Source organism: Pseudomonas sp. 22072 (genome assembly GCF_052046095.1).
Classification (GTDB): Bacteria; Pseudomonadota; Gammaproteobacteria; order Pseudomonadales; family Pseudomonadaceae; genus Aquipseudomonas; species Aquipseudomonas paracarnis.
The window spans coordinates 169,381-186,186 of sequence record NZ_JBQEQE010000010.1; the positions used below are offsets into that span (position 1 = coordinate 169,381).

Sequence of the window (16,806 nt, forward strand, 5' to 3'; positions counted from 1 at the left end):
GCAAGCTTTTGGGGCCGCTTCGCAGCCCAGCGGGAGCAAGCTCCCTCGCCACAAGAGCTCGCTCCTACAGACGGCACTTGTGACAAAGTGTGGCTATTGGTACTGTACAAAAAACCAGTATCGGTAGCCCTCCATGCAGTTGATCGAAAAACTCAGCATCCTCGCCGACGCCGCCAAGTACGACGCGTCCTGCGCCAGCAGTGGCGCGCCCAAGCGCAGTTCCGAGGGCAAGGCGGGGCTGGGTTCCACCAATGGCATGGGCATCTGCCACAGCTACACGCCCGATGGCCGTTGCGTGTCGTTGCTCAAGGTGTTGCTCACCAACTTCTGCCTCTACGACTGCCAATACTGCGTCAACCGCCGCTCCAGCGACGTGCCCCGTGCGCGCTTCAGCCCGGAGGAGGTGGTCACCCTGACCCTGGATTTCTACAAGCGCAATTGCGTCAGTGGGCTGTTCCTCAGTTCCGGCATCATCCGTTCGTCGGACTACACCATGGAGCAACTGGTGCGGGTCGCCAAACTGCTGCGCGAAGAGCATGACTTTCGCGGTTATATCCACCTCAAGACCATCCCCGATGCCGACCCGGCCCTGATCGCCGAGGCTGGCCGTTATGCCGATCGCCTCAGCGTAAATATCGAACTGCCCACCGACGCCAGCCTGCAGACCCTGGCGCCCGAGAAGCAGATCGGCTCGATCAAGCAGGCCATGCAGACCATCTACACCGGCGAACAGACGGTGCTCAACGAACCCCGTGCGCCACGTTTTGCCCCGGCCGGGCAGAGCACGCAGATGATCGTCGGTGCCGACGACACCGACGACAGCACCATCCTGCACGGTGCCGAGGCGTTGTACGGTAATTTCAAGCTGCGCCGCGTGTATTACTCGGCGTTCAGCCCCATCCCCAACAGCCCGAAAAGCGTACCCCTGGCCGCGCCGCCCTTGATGCGTGAGCACCGCTTGTACCAGGCTGATTTCCTGCTGCGCAGCTACGGTTTCAGCGCCAATGAGCTGTTCGCCGGCCCCGGTGACCTGGCACTGGATATCGACCCCAAGCTGGCCTGGGCCCTGGAGCATCGTGAGGTGTTCCCCCTGGACCTGAACCGCGCCGAGCCGACCCTGATCGCACGTATTCCCGGCATCGGCCTGCGCACCACCCAGCGCCTGGTCGACCTGCGCCGTGAACGCAAGATCCGCTTCGAAGACCTGGCGCGCATGCGCTGCGTGCTGGCCAAGGCCAAGCCGTTTTTCATCACCAGCGACTACCACCCGCAGCAGGCCGACAGCACCAGTGTGTTGTTGCGCGAACAATTGCGTGACCGTCCGCAGCCGCAACAGATGGGGCTGTGGGGATGATCAGCCTGGAGTGCGACAACCTGTTCAGTACCTGGCGCGAACAGGCCCGCTGGTTGCTCAGCCATCAGGTCGACCCCAGCCAGGTCAGTTGGGGCGAGGTGCAGGCGGCGGACCTGTTCGCTACCGATGAACTGATCCCACCAGGGATGGGGCCGTTTCAGGCGCGCATACCCAAGGCGTTGTTGCAATTGCTGGAGTCCGCTGCCTGTTATCACGGTGATCAGCGCTGGAGCCTGTTGTATGAAGTGCTGTGGCGGGTCAGCCATGGTGATCGCACCGCCATGCTCGCGGGTGACAAGCTTGGCAGCGAATTGCAGCGGCGCATCAAGCAAGTCAGCCGGGAAGCCCACCACTTGCATGCGTTTGTGCGCTTCATCGCGCTGCCGGACGGGGCCGGGCCGGAACTGCCGGAGTACGTGGCCTGGCATGAGCCGGCCCATGACATTCTCAAGAGCGCCAGCGAGCATTTTATCGGGCGCATGGGCCGCCATCGCTGGATGATCGCCACGCCCCTGGACGGGGTGTATTACGACGGCGAGCAATTGATTCATCAGCGCCAGTGCCCCGAGGCCTGGCAGCAACTGGCACAGAATGTTGAAGATCCCCACAGTGCGATGTGGTTGACCTACTACAGCCACATCTTCAACCCGGCGCGGCTGAACCCCAAGGTGATGGAAGGGCATTTGCCCAGCCGCTTCTGGAAGAATTTGCCGGAGGGCAAGTTGATCCCGGGGCTGATCAGCGAGGCGCGTACGGGCAAGCAGAAGGATGGGCAGGCGAAGCTGGTGGGTGCCAAGCCAGGCAAAAGAATTGCAAACCCGGTCAATGTGGGAGCTGGCTTGCCTGCGATAGCGGTCGACCCGTCAGATGTGGGGTGACTGATTGATCGTTCCCACGCTCTGCGTGGGAATGCCACCCTGGACGCTCCGCGTCTGCTCTTGAAGTTGTGACGCGGAGCGTCATTGGATGCATTCCCACGCAGAGCGTGGGAACGAGCTAGCTGGTTCAGGCCAGTTCGGTCGCGGTGTTCTTGACCACCGCCAACTCCGGATGCGCCACCAGCTTATCAATGTGCAACTCATCATTGTTCAACCAGTTCTCGGTCAGCACCCGGTAATGCTCCATATCCCGGCAGCGCATGCGCAGGCTGTAGTCGAACGGCCCGCTGATCAACTGGCATTCGAATACCTGCGGGCAGGCTTTCACGCAGGCTTCGAAGGCCTTTTGCGCCGAGCGCCCGCTTTGGTTGGACAGGGCCACCAGCACCAGCAGCGACAGCCCCGGTGAGACCATCTGCACATCGATGATCGCCCCATACCCACGGATCACCCCGCGTCGCTCCAGCTTGCGCACCCGCTCCAGGCAGGGCCTGGGGGTGAGGTGCACCAATGACGAGAGCTTTTCGTAGGTGATACGCCCCTGATGCCTGAGTACGTCGATGATCGCTTCGTCGATGCGATCCAGCGTAGGGGAAGAATGGGGTCCGTTGGCCTTGGTATCCATGAGTTCACTTCAAACGGTTGGAAAGAAATTGCTGCAAGCGTTCGCTGGTGGGATGGTCGAGGATCTCGGCGCCGCCGTGTTCTTCGACTCGGCCCTGGTGCAGGAACAGTACTTGGCTGGACACCTGGCGGGCAAAGCCCATTTCGTGGGTGACCATCAACATGGTACGACCTTCCTCTGCCAACGTCTGTATGACTTTAAGCACTTCTCCTACAAGCTCCGGGTCCAGGGCCGAGGTGGGTTCATCAAACAGGATGATCTCCGGCTCCATCGCCAGCGCCCGCGCAATCGCCACGCGCTGCTGCTGGCCACCGGACAGGAACGCCGGATATTGATCCGCCACGCGGCTCGGCAGGCCCACCTTGTCCAGGTACAGCCGCGCACGTTTCTCGGCTTCGGCGGCGCTCACGTTCAGCACCCGGCGCGGGGCCATGGTGATGTTTTCCAGCACGGTCATGTGGCTCCACAGGTTGAAGTGCTGGAACACCATGGCCAGGCGCGTGCGCAGGTTTTGCAGTTGCGCCTGGTGCGGCGCACGGGTGCCGGCGCGGCCTGGTTGCATTTCGATGCTGATGCCGTCCAGGGTGATCACCCCGGCGTCAGGCTGTTCCAGAAAGTTGATGCACCGCAGCATCGTGCTTTTGCCCGAGCCGCTGGCGCCGATCAGGCTGATCACGTCGCCCTGGCGTGCATTGAGGGACACGCCCTTGAGCACTTCGTGCTCGCCGTAGCGTTTATGGATACCTTCGACTTGCAGCTTGATGGCCGCCGTGGCGGTTTTGCCGACCGGTACATCCATTGGATAAGCGGCCAGGGCCTGCGCGGACTGATTCATGGGTTAGCCTCGGGTAGGAACAAGAAAGCGCATCCAGCGACGTTCGGCCAGCCTGAACAGGCCCACCAGTGCAAAGGACAGCAGCATGTAGAGCAGGGCGGCGATGCCGAAGGCCTGGAAGGTCAGGAACGTCTCGGCATTCGCATCGCGGGCGACCTTGAGGATGTCGGCGACGGTGGCGGTGAACGCCAGCGACGTGGCGTGCAGCATCAGGATCATTTCATTGCTGTAGGCCGGCAGGGCGCGACGCAATGCGGCGGGCACGATCACAAACAGGTTCAGCCGCCAGCCGTGCAGGCCATAGGCGCGTGCCGCTTCGATCTCGCCATGGGGAATGTTGCGGATTGCCCCGGCGAAGATTTCCACGGTGTAGGCGCAGGTGTTGAGCACAAACGCCAACAGTGTGCAGTTCAGCGCATTGCGGAAAAACTGGTTGAGCAGGGCGTTGTCCTGCACCACTTCCAGGCTGTACAGCCCGGTGTAGCAAATCAACAGTTGGATATACAGCGGCGTGCCGCGGAACAGGTAGGTGTAGACCTCCACCGGCCAGCGCAGCCAGAAATGTTCTGAGACGCGTGCCAGCGCCAGGGGGATCGACAGGGCGAAGCCCAGTACCACCGAGATAATGAACAGCCACAAGGTCATGGCGACACCGGACAGGCCGCTGCCATCGCTGAACAGGTAGGCCAGGCCGTATTGCTGGAACAATTCGATCATCGCGCCATCCCCTTGATGCCCAGGTTATAGCGCCGTTCCAGGCGCTTGAAGATGCGGTTGGAGAGGGTAGTAATCACCAGGTACACCAGGCCCGCGAGGATCAGGAAGTACAGCGGCTCGCTGGTGGACTTGCCGGCGTTCTGGGCGGCCTTGACCAGGTCTGACAGGCCGATGATCGACACCAGCGCCGTGGACTTGAGCAGCACCAGCCAGTTATTGCCCAGGCCCGGCAGGGCAAAGCGCATCAGTTGCGGGAACAGCACCAGGTGAAAGCGCTGCCAGCGGCTCAGGCCGTAGGCGGTGGCGGCTTCCAGTTGGCCGGCCGGCACGCTGAGGATCGCACCCCGGAAGTTCTCGGTGAAATATGCACCGTAGATAAACCCCAGGGTGATCACCCCGGCGGTAAACGGGTCGATTTCAACGTAGTCCCAGCCGAACGCTTCGGTCAGGTCGTTGAGCCACAGTTGCAGGCTGTAGAAGATCAGCAGGATCAGCACCAGGTCCGGCACGCTGCGGATCAACGTGGTGTAGAGCGTGGCCGGCACGCGCAGCCATTTGACGCTGGAGAGTTTGGCACCCGCGGCGACGAGGCCCAGGGTAAGGCTCAGGGTCAGGGCGAGGAACGCCAGCTTGAGCGTCATCCAGGCACCCTGGGCCAGCATGGGGCCGTAGCCTTGCAGGTTGAGGAGGTCGTTCATGGGGAAGATCTCGAAGGAGTGCACGGATTTACTGTGGGAACTGCTTGTTGTGGCGAGGGAGCTTGCTCCCGTTCGACAGCGCAGCTGGAGCCGGCTTTTTGGGGGCGNGCACCCCAGCGGGAGCAAGCTCCCTCGCCACAACACGCCCGCTCCCACAGGGGCACGGTTGCCGGTTACTCGTTGTAGATGTCCTGATCGCCAAAATATTTCTTCTGGATCTGGGCGTAGGTGCCATCGGCCTGGACGGCGGCGATGCCCTTGTTGATCAGCTCACGCAACGCCTGGTCGTTCTTGCGCAGGCCCATGGCGATGTCCAGAGGCAGGGTCGGGTCCTTGAAGGCCGGGCCGGTCTTGAAGTCGGCGCCTTCGGGCTTGGACAGGAAGTTGAGCTGGGCTTCGAGCTTGTCCGTCAGGGTGGCGTCGAGGCGGCCGTTTTGCAGGTCGGCGTAGTTCTGTTCCTGAGACTGGTACGCCTTGATCTGTGCACCGAGCTTGGCCAGGTGCGCGCGGGCATAGGCTTCCTGCAACGAGCCTTGCAGCACGCCAACCTGCTTGCCGTTCAGCGATTCTGGGGTGTCACCGAAGGTGGCGTTTTTTCGGGTGATCACCGAGGTGGGGCTGAGGAACAGGCGGTCGGTGAAGTCGATGACTTTCTCGCGGGCCGGGGTCACGGCCATGGAGGACATGATCGCGTCGAACTTGCGCGCACGCAGGGCCGGGATCATGCCGTCGAATTCGTTGTGCACCCAGGTGCATTTCACTTCGAGCTTGGCGCAGATGGCGTTGCCCAGTTCGATATCGAAACCTTGCAGGCTGCCGTCGGCGGCGACGGATTCGAAGGGCGGGTATTCGGGGAACACGCCAAACCGGATTTCTTTCCAATCCTGGGCGTGGGCAGCAGTGGCGCACAGTGGCAACAGCAACGCAGCGAAGAGTGATCGCAGAGGAGTCATGTGTCGGTCCCTATATTTTGTAATTGATGTCAGGGGCAGTGAATAACTGGGAGCAGAGAATGCTTCATGATGGTGCGTTTTTTGTGTCGTTTACCCCCTGCGCAAAGCGCAAATTGCGCTGTTAAAACAGGCAATGCAGCGGAATCGGCTGTGACACCGGCAAAATCGGCTTTCAACCCACCCGAATCTGGCCTGCCCTGGGCGCAAAGCGGCAAGCCAGAGCGGTTTCAGGCGCGCTTTTTATGCTGTACCACAGGTTGCTGGGCCAGGCGTGCAAACAGGTCTTTCGGGTCGGCCAGGTCTGGCACCAGCTCCAGCTCGCTGCCCACATCCAGGGCCTTGGCCACGTCCAGTACATAGCGCAGGGCCGAGTAGTCTTCGATAGCAAAACCCACCGAGTCGAACAGGGTGATCTGGCGTTCATTCTCGCGGCCCGGCTGTTGGCCGTTGATCACTTGCCACAGCTCGGTGACCGGCGAATCTTCCGGCATGTGCTGGATTTCGCCTTCGATGCGGCTTTGCGGTTCGTACTCGACGATCACCCTGGCGCGCTCGACGATACGGCGGTCCAGCTCGGTCTTGCCCGGGCAGTCACCGCCCACGGCATTGAGGTGCATGCCTGGCTCGATCATCTCGTCAGTCAGGATGGTGGCGTAGGCCTTGTCTGCAGTCACGGTGGTGACAATGTCCGCGCCTTTGACTGCCTCGGCGACGCTGGCGGCCAGGATCACCTTGATCGCCGGGAACGCCTTGAGGTTGGCGGCGAGCTTGGCGGTGGCCTGGGGGTCGATGTCGAACAGGCGGATTTCAGTAATGCCCAGCATGGCGTGGAAGGCCAGAGCCTGGAATTCGCTTTGGCAGCCGTTGCCGATCAGCGCCATGCTGCGGCTGTTGGCGCGGGCCAGGGAGCGGGCGACCAGGGCCGAGGTGGCAGCGGTGCGGATCGCAGTGGTCAGGGTCATCTCCGCCAGCAGCACCGGTTTGCCGGTGTCGACGTCGCCCAAGGCGCCGAACGCCATCACGGTGAGCATGCCGGCCAGGGTGTTTTTCGGGTGGCCGTTGACGTACTTGAAGGCGTACAGCGAAGCGTCGGACACCGGCATCAGCTCGATCACGCCATCCGGTGAGTGGTTGGCCAGGCGCGCGCACTTTTCGAAATCCTGCCAGCGCAGGTAGTCGGCGCGAATGTAGTCGGCCATCTCGGTGATACAGGTTTGCAGGCCTTTTTGCGATACCAGGTAGCTGAGGTCGTTGACGTCGATATAACGGGTCATGGCAGGACTCCTTATTGAAATGAGGGACGGGCCGGCAGATGCACTTCGGCCAGCATGCAGCGGGCACTGCCGCCGCCGATGCGTTCGATGTTGTCGATATTCACCACCACCGGCCGCGTATGGCGTTCCACATGCTGACGCTGCGCCGGATGCAGGGCGCCCCAGGCACTGGCGGACATCACCAGCAATGGCTGGCCGTCCCGGTCGTGGACCTCCAGCATGTTGCCGGCGAAGGCTTCCAACTGGTCGAAGTCCAGGCTGAGGATGTCCTTGCCGGTGTCACGCAGGGAGCGTTCCAGGGCCAGGCGCTCGCTGTCGTCGGGCAGGGCCTGCAGGCACACCACCGCGAGGTCGCGGCCAACGCTCATCATCACGTTGCTGTGGTAGATGGGGGCCTGGTGACGGTCCAGGGCGTGGAACACACAGAGTTGGTAGTCGAGGCGTTCGGCAAACTGGCGCAGGGCCGCGTGGTGGGTGCGCCCCGAATGGCACGCGTAGCTGATGCGGTGCTGGCGGTCGAGCACCATGCTGCCGGTGCCTTCCAGGAAGATGTTCTGTTGTTCCAGGTGGCTGAGGTCGATGGTGGTGTTGATCGCAAAGCGTTGCTCCAGTACTTGCAGCACGCCCTTGTTGCGCTCCAGTCGGCGGTTCTGGCCTTCCATGGGGTAGAGCACCAGGCTGCCGTCGGCATGGCTGCTCCACCAGTTGTTGGGGAAGATCGAGTCGGGCGTATGAGGCGCCGGCGTGTCCTGCACCACCAGCACCTCCACGCCATGCTGGCGCAGGGTGTCGACATAACCGTCGAACTCCTCCAGCGCTTTGTGCTGTGCACTGAGCGGGTCCAGCGGCGGGCGTTGGAAACGGTTGTTGATCGCGGTATCCGGGTTGAAGGCAAAGCGCGCCGGGCGGATCATCAGGACGGTGTTGGTGGTTTGCATGGGGGCACGGGTCCGTTGGGGATCTTGTGCCGCTATTGTGTGCGTTGCGGGGAAAGGATCCCGGCTGAAACAGCGGGGTGGCTCAGCCAAGAAAGCTGAAAACGGGGGTGGGGCAGCCGAATCGGCTGCCAGATTGAAATACGATCAACCTGTGGGAGCAGGCAAGCCAGCTCCCACATTGGTATTGTGGTGATTGTTATCGTTGTGTCAGCCAGGAGGAACCATGTCTACTGCTGTTCGCCTTGCCCAACCTTCAGATGCCGAGGGCATCAGCCAGGTCATCCTGGCTGCGCTGCACAGCAGCAACGCACGTGATTACCCAGCAGATGTGATTGCGCGGGTTGCCAGCAACTTCACCCCCGACGCGGTAATGGCGTTACTCCAGCGGCGTGTGGTGTTGGTGGCGACTCAGGATCAACTGATCGTTGCTACGGCCGCACTGGACGGCAACGTGGTGCGCTCGGTGTTCGTCAACCCGGCGCTGCAAGGGCAGGGCATTGGCCGATTGTTGATGATCGAGATCGAGCTGCGCGCCCGTGAAGCCGGCGTGACGGTGCTGAGCGTGCCGTCCTCGCTGACGGCGCAAGCCTTCTACGCCAAGCTGGGTTTTCACAACGTGCGTGACGTGTACCACGGCAACGAGCGCACGTTGGTGATGGAAAAGGCGCTGTTGTCCCGCCACCCCATCGGGCCGTATCGCGACCGTCAACACCGTGCCCAGGTGATTGAGTTATGGCAGCAGGCGTTTGGCTATGACACCGCGCATAACCTGCCGAGCCTGGCGATTGATAAGAAACTGGCGGTCAATGACGGGTTGTTCTTCGTTGCCACCGACAACAAAGCCGTGATCGGTACGATCCTCGCCGGCTATGACGGGCATCGTGGCTGGTTGTATTCGGTGGCGGTGCATACCGACTATCGGCGCCATGGCCTGGGGTCGTCGCTGGTGCGCTATGCCGAACAGGCGTTGACTGCGCTGGGTTGCATGAAAATCAACCTGCAGATCACCGGCGGCAATGACGTGGTGGTGGGGTTTTATGAGGCGTTGGGGTATGGGGTGGAGCCGAGGATCAGTATGGACAAGAAGATTGCCGAGAATATTACGCCACGCTCATGAAGGTGCAGAAACCAGTGTGGGAGCTGGCTTGCCTGCGATAGCGATAGGCCTTTGATCGTTCCCACGCTCTGCGTGGGAATGCCGCCTGGGATGCTCCGCGTCCCGCCGGACAACAGGTGACGCGGAGCGTCAGGGGATGCATTGCATTCCCACGCGGAGCGTGGGAACGATCAAGCACGATCAAGCGGAGCGTGGGAACGATCAACCAGCCAGCTCCCACAGGGTTTTGTGGTGTCGCTGGCTTTTGTGGCTGTCAGACCTTGACGATCCAACCCGCTGGCGCTTCCACGTCACCGGTCTGCACACCGGTCAGCTCTTTGTAAAGCTTCTGGGTAATCGGGCCGACTTCGGTTTCGCTGTGGAACACGTGCAGCTTGCCGTTGTACTGGATGCCGCCGATAGGCGAGATCACCGCAGCGGTACCGCAGGCGCCGGCTTCCTTGAATTGGTCCAGCTTGTCGATGAACACTTCGCCTTCTACCACTTCCAGGCCCAGGCGGGTCTGGGCCAGTTCGATCAGCGACAGGCGGGTGATGCCTGGCAATACCGAAGGCGACTTCGGCGTGATGAACTGGTTGTCGTGGGTGATCCCGAAGAAGTTGGCCGAGCCGACTTCTTCGATTTTCGAGTGGGTCATCGGGTCCAGATAGATCGCGTCGGCGAAACCGGATTTCTTCGCTTCCGAGCCGGGCATCAGGCTGGCGGCGTAGTTGCCACCGACCTTGGCGGCACCGGTGCCTTGCGGCGCGGCGCGGTCGTAGCCGGAGATCTGGAAGTTGTGCGGCACCAGGCCGCCCTTGAAGTAGGCACCGACCGGGATGCAGAACACCGAGAAGATGAATTCCGGCGCGGTACGCACGCCGATGTTGTCACCGGTGCCGATCACGAACGGGCGCAGGTACAGCGCGCCGCCACTGCCGTACGGCGGGATGAAGCGCTCGTTGGCCTTGACCACTTGTTTGCAGGCGTCGATGAACGCGTCGGTCGGCACTTGTGGCATCAGCAGGCGGCCACAGCTGCGCTGCATGCGGGCGGCGTTCTGGTCCGGGCGGAACAGGTTGATCGAACCGTCCTTGCAACGGTAGGCCTTCAGACCCTCGAAGCATTGCTGGCCATAATGCAGGGCAGTGGAGCCCTCGCTGATGTGCAGCACATTGTCGTCGGTCAGGGTGCCAGCTTGCCATTCGCCGTTCTTCCAGACCTGGAGAAACCGCTTGTCGGTCTTGATGTAGTCAAAACCCAGCTTGTCCCAATTGATGCTCTCGTTACCCATGACACCCTCTATCTCTGGTCAAGTCGGATTTTTTTCTGGATGGGCGAACAATACTGCATTCACAGGGCTGTTCGCATCCCCTGTAGGAGCGAGCTTGCTCGCGAAGAACGCAAGGACGCCGCGTTTAACTGGGTGGCCCGCGTTATCGTTGGCGATTTTCGCGAGCAAGCTCGCTCCTACAGGGGTTGTGTTTTTACAGGTGCAACGCGTGCCCCAATGCCCGCAGCGCGGCTTCCTGCACCGCTTCACCCAGGGTCGGATGGGCATGGATGGTCCCGGCCACATCCTCCAGGCGCGCGCCCATTTCCAGGCTCAGGCCAAACGCAGTGGAGAGTTCCGAAACCCCAGCCCCCACCGCTTGCCAGCCAACAATCAAGTGATTGTCACGCCGCGCCACCACCCGCACGAAGCCGGCCTTGGACTCCAGCGTCATGGCCCGGCCATTGGCGGCGAACGGGAAGCTCGACACAATGCAATCCAAGCCAGCCGCCTTGGCCTCGTCCGGGGTCTTGCCGACCACCACCAGTTCCGGGTCGGTAAAGCACACCGCCGGAATTGCCGCCGGGTTGAATTCGCGGGCCTTGCCGCTAATCAGTTCGGCAACCATTTCGCCCTGGGCCATGGCCCGGTGCGCCAGCATCGGCTCGCCACTGAGGTCGCCAATGGCGTACACGTTGCGCATGCTGGTCTGGCAGCGGCTGTCGATCTTGATCGCCGCGCCGTTCATGTCCAGGTTCAGCGCTTCGAGGTTCCAGCCTTGGGTGTTGGGTTTGCGCCCCACGGCGACCAGCACCTGGTCGGTGTCCAGCGCCAGGGTGTCGCCATTGGGTGCACGTATTTGCAGCTTGTTGTCGGCAAAGCCGGTGACGCTGTGTTCCAGGTACAGCTTCACGCCGAGTTTCTTCAGGGATTCAGCCACCGGCAGGGTCAGCTCGGCGTCGTAGGCCGGCAGGATGTGCGCCTGGGCCTCGACCACGCTGACGTCGGCACCCAGCTTGCGGTAGGCAATCCCCAGTTCCAGGCCGATATAACCACCGCCCACCACGATCAAACGTTTGGGTACATGGGTCGGTGCCAGGGCTTCGGTGGACGAGATAATCGGCCCGCCAATCGGCAGCATCGGCAGGTTGACGCTTGTCGAGCCGGTGGCTAACAGCAGGTGTTCGCACTGGATGCGTTGCTCGCCCACCTCGACGGTCTTGCCGTCGATGACTTTGGCCCAGCCATGGATCACCTGCACCTTGTGTTTTTTCAGCAGTGCGGCGACGCCGGTGGTCAGGCGGTCAACGATGCCGTCTTTCCATTCCACGCTCTTGCGGATGTCCAAAGTCGGTACATCCACCTCAATGCCCAACTGCGAGCCCTGGCTATGGTGCACGGTTTGCTGGAACTGCTCGGCCACATGGATCAGCGCCTTAGAGGGAATGCAGCCAATGTTCAGGCAGGTGCCGCCCAGTGCTTGGCCCTCCACCAGAATGGTGGGGATGCCCAGTTGGCCTGCGCGAATCGCCGCGACATAACCGCCGGGGCCGCCGCCGATAATCAGCAGCGTGGTGTGCAATGTCTGAGTCATGCCCTTACTCCAGGAACAGGCTGGCGGGTTGTTCGAGCAGGCCGCGAATGGCCTGGATGAATTGCGCCGCGTCCATGCCATCGACCACGCGGTGATCGAAAGAGCTGGAGAGGTTCATCATCTTGCGCACCACAATCTGGCCCTTGATCACCATCGGCCGCTCAACGATGCGGTTGACGCCGACGATGGCCACTTCCGGCAGGTTCAGCACTGGCGTACTGACGATGCCGCCCAGGGCGCCAAGGCTGGTCAGGGTAATGGTCGAACCGGACAGCTCTTCACGGCTGGCCTTGCCTGTGCGTGCGGCATTGGCCAAACGCGCGATTTCTTCGGCAGTGCCCCACAGGCTGCGGGCTTCGGCGTGGCGCACCACCGGCACCATCAGGCCCACGTCGCTCTGGGTGGCGACGCCCACGTGCACGGCACCAAGGCGAGTGATGACCTGGGCTTCGTCGTCGTAACGCGCATTGATCTGCGGGAAGTCGCGCAAGGCTACCACCATGGCCCGCACGATAAACGGCAGCAGGGTCAGCTTGCCGCGTGTCGCACCGTGCTTCTCGTTGAGGTGCACGCGCAACTCGTCGAGGGCGGTGACGTCGATCTCTTCCACGTAGCTGAAATGCGCGGCGCGGCGGGTTGCGTCCTGCATGCGCTGGGCGATCTTGCGGCGCATGCCGATCACCGGGATCTGGTGTTCGTCATTGCGCTCGGCATAAGGGTTGGCGGCACTGGTGCTGGTGGCCGGCCCTTGATGCAAGTAGGCCTCCAGGTCTTCATGCAGAATCCGGCCCGCAGGCCCTGTGCCCTGGACCAGGCGCAGTTGAATCCCGGCATCCAGCGCGTGTTTGCGCACGGCAGGCGAGGCCAACGGGCGTTCGCTGGCTTCACGGGCCACGGGCGCTTGCGGCGCTTTCACTACTGCAGCGGGCTTGCTTTCTACCGGCGCCTGTACCGGTTTGGCTTCGGCCACAGGCGGCGCGGCCTTCGCCGGCTCGGCAACCTCCGGCGTATCCTTGGTATTGCCTGCGCCTTCCACTTCAATGCTGATCAAAATGCTGCCCACTGCCATGACCTCACCCGGCTCGCCGCCGAGGGAAATCACCTTGCCGTGGACCGGCGAGGGAATATCCACCATCGCCTTGTCGGTCATCACATCCGCCAGCACCTGGTCTTCAACCACCAAGTCGCCGACCTTTACATGCCATACCGATAATTCAACTTCCGCGATGCCTTCGCCAATGTCCGGCATCTTGATAACGTGCGTGCCCATTCAGACCTCCATGACCCGTTTCAACGCCGCGCCCACTCGGGACGGCCCTGGGAAATACGCCCACTCCTGCGCGTGCGGGTAGGGAGTGTCCCAACCAGTGACGCGTTCGATCGGCGCTTCCAGGTGGTGGAAGCAATGCTCTTGCACCAGCGAGACCAACTCGGCACCAAAGCCGCAGGTGCGCGTGGCCTCATGCACCACCACGCAACGGCCGGTCTTTTTCACCGACTTGACGATGGTCTCCAGGTCCAGCGGCCACAGGCTGCGCAGGTCAATGACCTCGGCGTCGATGCCGGTTTCTTCAGCGGCGACTTGCGACACATACACGGTGGTGCCATAGGTCAGCACGGTCACGGCCGAGCCTGGGCGCACGATGGCGGCTACGTCCAGGGGCACGGTGTAGTAACCGTCCGGCACCTGGGCTTGGGGGTGTTTGGACCACGGCGTTACCGGGCGGTCGTGGTGGCCATCGAAAGGGCCGTTATACAGGCGCTTGGGTTCGAGGAAGATCACCGGGTCATCGTTTTCGATGGAGGCGATCAGCAGGCCCTTGGCGTCATAGGGGTTGGACGGCATCACCGTGCGCAGGCCGCAGACCTGGGTGAACACCGCTTCGATACTCTGGCTGTGGGTCTGGCCGCCATAGATGCCGCCGCCGCAGGGCATGCGCATGGTCAAGGGCGCAGTGAACTGGCCGGCCGAGCGATAACGCAGGCGTGCCGCTTCGGAAATGATCTGGTCGGTGGCGGGGTAGACGTAGTCGGCGAACTGGATTTCCGCTACCGGGCGCAGGCCGTAAGCGCCCATGCCCACGGCCACGCCGACGATGCCGCTTTCCGAGATCGGCGCGTCAAACACCCGCGAGCTACCGTACTTGGTCTGCAAGCCTTCGGTGCAACGGAACACGCCGCCGAAGTAACCGACGTCCTGGCCGAACACCACCACGTTGTCGTCACGCTCAAGCATCACATCCATGGCCGAGCGCAGGGCCTGGATCATGGTCATGGTGGTGGTGGTCATGGCGGTTTCCAGTTCGATACTGTTGTTGTGGTCGTTCATGTCACACCCCCAGCTCTTGACGCTGGCGCTTCAAGTGCTCCGGCATCTCTTTATAGACATCCTCGAACATGGTCGCGGCGCTTGGAATCTGGCCACCGGCCAGGGTGCCGTACTGTTCGGCTTCTTTCTGCGCCTTGACCACTTCGGCTTCAAGTTCTGCACTGACCGCCGCGTGTTCCTCTTCGGACCACTGGCCAATCTTGATCAGGTGCTGCTTGAGGCGGGCAATCGGATCGCCCAACGGGAAGTGGCTCCAGTCGTCGGCGGGTCGATATTTGGATGGGTCATCGGAGGTGGAATGCGGGCCGGCGCGGTAGGTGACCCACTCGATCAGGGTGGGCCCCAGGTTACGGCGCGCACGTTCGGCGGCCCAGGCCGAGGCGGCGTACACGGCGATAAAGTCATTGCCGTCCACGCGCAGGGAAGCGATGCCGCACCCGACGCCGCGTCCGGCGAAGGTGGTGGCTTCACCGCCAGCGATGGCCTGGAAGGTGGAGATCGCCCACTGGTTGTTGACCACGTTGAGGATCACCGGCGCGCGGTACACGTGTGCGAAGGTGAGGGCGGTGTGGAAGTCCGATTCAGCAGTGGCGCCGTCGCCGATCCAGGCCGAGGCGATCTTGGTATCGCCCTTGATCGCCGAGGCCATGCCCCAACCCACGCCCTGCACGAATTGGGTGGCAAGGTTGCCGGAAATAGTGAAGAAGCCCGCCTCCTTGACCGAATACATGATCGGCAATTGGCGGCCCTTGAGCGGGTCGCGCTCGTTGGACAGCAGTTGGCAGATCAGGTCCACCAGCGGCACCTCGCGGGCCATCAGGATGCTTTGCTGGCGATAGGTGGGGAAGCACATGTCGTCGATATTCAAGGCCAGGGCCTGGGCGCTGCCGATGGCTTCTTCGCCAAGGCTTTGCATGTAGAACGACATTTTTTTCTGACGCTGGGCGACCACCATACGGTTGTCGAAAATGCGCGTCTTGAGCATGGCGCGCATGCCTTTGCGCATGATCTCGGTGGAGACACCTTCGGCCCACGGGCCCAGGGCCTGGCCCTGATCGTCGAGCACACGGATCAGGCCCTTGGCCAGGTCGGCGGTGTCGGCGGGCTCTACGTCGATGGCGGGTTTGCGTACCAGGCCGGCGTCGGTCAAACGCAAGTAGGTGAAGTCGGTCTTGCAGCCTGGGCGGCCCGAGGGTTCGGGAACGTGCAGGCGCAGCGGTGCATACGGCTGGGTCATGGCTTTCTACGCTCTATCTTGTGAATTTCTTGTAGTGGGCGCGCTAGCTGACAGTCAGTCTTCGGATAGAAGAAATCTTGTCCTACAACAATCATAGGCGTGGCGTAGAAGAATATTTATCTCTGTTTCATTGCGTTGCCGGCCATTTGCGGATAAAAAAACTGCATAAACATAATAAACAGGTGATTTTGTCTCATGCGCAAACTGGACCGTACCGATATCGGCATTCTTAACGCCCTGCAAGAGAATGCCCGGATCACCAATGCCGACCTGGCTCGCTCGGTCAACCTGTCGCCCACGCCGTGTTTCAACCGGGTCAAGGCGATGGAAGAACTGGGGCTGATTCGTGAGCAGGTTACGCTGCTGGATGCTGATCTGCTGGGGCTGCACGTCAATGTGTTCATCCACGTGAGCCTGGAAAAACAGAACGAGCTGGCGCTGCAGCAATTCGAAGGGGCGATCTCGGATCGGCCTGAGGTGATGGAGTGCTACCTGATGGCCGGCGACCCGGACTATTTGATCCGCGTGTTGGTGCCCACGATCCAGTCGCTGGAGCGCTTTATGATGGACTTTTTGACCAAGGTGCCTGGGGTGGCGAACATTCGCTCCAGCTTTGCCTTGAAGCAAGTGCGCTACAAAACCGCGCTGCCGTTGCCGGCCAACGGCATCAGCCTCGGTTCCTGATTCAACACGGGACAAAATGTGGGGCTTGCCTGTGATGACGGCACCCCGCGATCCAACTGTGGGAGCTGGCTTGCCTGCGATGGCGGCCTGACAGCCGAGGACTACCTACCTGACACCCTAACGATCCAACTGTGGGAGCTGGCTTGCCTGCGAAGACGGCCTCACAGTCAATGCAGCTGGATTGTGTACATATCCATTCCTGCGGTAACGGCCACTTAGGGTTCCGCCCTGACGGCGGCTCACTTTCGAAAAGCGCGAAAGTAAGCAAAGCGCTCTTGCCCCACCACTCGGCACCTCGCTTAGGCTCGGTGTGCCCGTAAT

16 protein-coding genes are annotated in these 16,806 nt (G+C 61.8%); 4 read left to right on the forward strand and 12 right to left on the reverse strand.

The window, feature by feature from the left end; all coding sequences use genetic code 11:
- Positions 1-133 precede the first annotated feature (133 nt).
- Both ACTJLA_RS13285 and ACTJLA_RS13290 read left to right on the forward strand, forming a co-directional pair.
- A complete protein-coding gene (locus ACTJLA_RS13285; protein WP_014719028.1) occupies positions 134-1,354 on the forward strand; it encodes a putative DNA modification/repair radical SAM protein in 1,221 nt (406 codons plus the stop codon).
- A complete protein-coding gene (locus tag ACTJLA_RS13290) occupies positions 1,351-2,232 on the forward strand; it encodes a TIGR03915 family putative DNA repair protein (RefSeq protein ID WP_054917426.1) in 882 nt (293 codons plus the stop codon). Before ACTJLA_RS13285 ends, ACTJLA_RS13290 begins: the two co-directional genes overlap by 4 nt.
- A gap of 127 nt (positions 2,233-2,359) precedes the next feature.
- On the opposite strand, the gene ACTJLA_RS13295 is transcribed toward ACTJLA_RS13290, so the two are convergent.
- The 7 genes from ACTJLA_RS13295 to ctlX form a co-directional block, all read right to left on the reverse strand.
- Entirely contained in the window at positions 2,360-2,857 is a 498-nt protein-coding gene (locus ACTJLA_RS13295; RefSeq protein WP_236456484.1) for an Lrp/AsnC family transcriptional regulator, read from the reverse strand.
- 4 nt (positions 2,858-2,861) lie between these two features.
- Complete coding sequence (locus ACTJLA_RS13300) at positions 2,862-3,692, reverse strand: ABC transporter ATP-binding protein (protein WP_014719025.1); 831 nt, start codon at positions 3,690-3,692, stop codon at positions 2,862-2,864.
- 3 nt (positions 3,693-3,695) lie between these two features.
- Positions 3,696-4,409 (reverse strand): ABC transporter permease, encoded by a 714-nt coding sequence (locus ACTJLA_RS13305; RefSeq protein ID WP_054897441.1) that lies wholly within the window; start codon positions 4,407-4,409, stop codon positions 3,696-3,698.
- Entirely contained in the window at positions 4,406-5,107 is a 702-nt protein-coding gene (locus tag ACTJLA_RS13310; protein ID WP_089042212.1) for an ABC transporter permease, read from the reverse strand. The genes ACTJLA_RS13305 and ACTJLA_RS13310 overlap by 4 nt, the downstream gene beginning before the upstream one ends.
- Before the next feature lie 173 nt (positions 5,108-5,280).
- A complete protein-coding gene (locus ACTJLA_RS13315) occupies positions 5,281-6,060 on the reverse strand; it encodes an ABC transporter substrate-binding protein (protein WP_032896457.1) in 780 nt (259 codons plus the stop codon).
- A 227-nt stretch (positions 6,061-6,287) separates the two neighbouring features.
- Positions 6,288-7,334 carry an ornithine cyclodeaminase gene (locus tag ACTJLA_RS13320; protein ID WP_072446153.1) on the reverse strand — a complete coding sequence of 349 codons (1,047 nt, stop codon included), beginning with the start codon at positions 7,332-7,334 and terminating at the stop codon, positions 6,288-6,290.
- Between the two features lie 11 nt (positions 7,335-7,345).
- Entirely contained in the window at positions 7,346-8,272 is a 927-nt protein-coding gene (gene ctlX, locus ACTJLA_RS13325) for a citrulline utilization hydrolase CtlX (protein ID WP_057974965.1), read from the reverse strand.
- A 223-nt stretch (positions 8,273-8,495) separates the two neighbouring features.
- On the opposite strand from ctlX, the gene ACTJLA_RS13330 reads away from it, so the two are divergent.
- Positions 8,496-9,389, forward strand: coding sequence for a GNAT family acetyltransferase (locus tag ACTJLA_RS13330; protein WP_314550339.1), 894 nt, complete (start codon positions 8,496-8,498; stop codon positions 9,387-9,389).
- A gap of 253 nt (positions 9,390-9,642) precedes the next feature.
- Here the strand turns inward: ACTJLA_RS13330 and ACTJLA_RS13335 are convergent, their stop codons facing one another.
- The 5 genes from ACTJLA_RS13335 to ACTJLA_RS13355 all read right to left on the reverse strand — a co-directional run bounded on the left by ACTJLA_RS13335 (position 9,643) and on the right by ACTJLA_RS13355 (position 15,801).
- Complete coding sequence (locus tag ACTJLA_RS13335) at positions 9,643-10,662, reverse strand: branched-chain amino acid aminotransferase (protein WP_003192309.1); 1,020 nt, start codon at positions 10,660-10,662, stop codon at positions 9,643-9,645.
- 193 nt (positions 10,663-10,855) lie between these two features.
- Entirely contained in the window at positions 10,856-12,235 is a 1,380-nt protein-coding gene (gene lpdA, locus ACTJLA_RS13340; protein WP_054917420.1) for a dihydrolipoyl dehydrogenase, read from the reverse strand.
- Between the two features lie 4 nt (positions 12,236-12,239).
- The gene (locus ACTJLA_RS13345) at positions 12,240-13,505 is read right to left on the reverse strand and encodes a dihydrolipoamide acetyltransferase family protein (RefSeq protein ID WP_089042213.1); all 1,266 of its coding nucleotides are present in this window, start codon (positions 13,503-13,505) and stop codon (positions 12,240-12,242) included.
- Positions 13,506-14,564, reverse strand: a complete 1,059-nt coding sequence (locus tag ACTJLA_RS13350) for an alpha-ketoacid dehydrogenase subunit beta (protein WP_005789444.1) — start codon at positions 14,562-14,564, stop codon at positions 13,506-13,508.
- A 1-nt stretch (position 14,565) separates the two neighbouring features.
- Positions 14,566-15,801: a 3-methyl-2-oxobutanoate dehydrogenase (2-methylpropanoyl-transferring) subunit alpha gene (locus tag ACTJLA_RS13355; RefSeq protein WP_054898243.1), complete on the reverse strand. Its 1,236-nt coding sequence runs from the start codon at positions 15,799-15,801 to the stop codon at positions 14,566-14,568.
- Positions 15,802-15,996: 195 nt separating this feature from the next.
- Between ACTJLA_RS13355 and bkdR the strand changes: the two genes are divergently transcribed.
- Positions 15,997-16,485: a Bkd operon transcriptional regulator BkdR gene (bkdR, locus tag ACTJLA_RS13360; protein WP_003174877.1), complete on the forward strand. Its 489-nt coding sequence runs from the start codon at positions 15,997-15,999 to the stop codon at positions 16,483-16,485.
- Positions 16,486-16,806 lie beyond the last annotated feature (321 nt).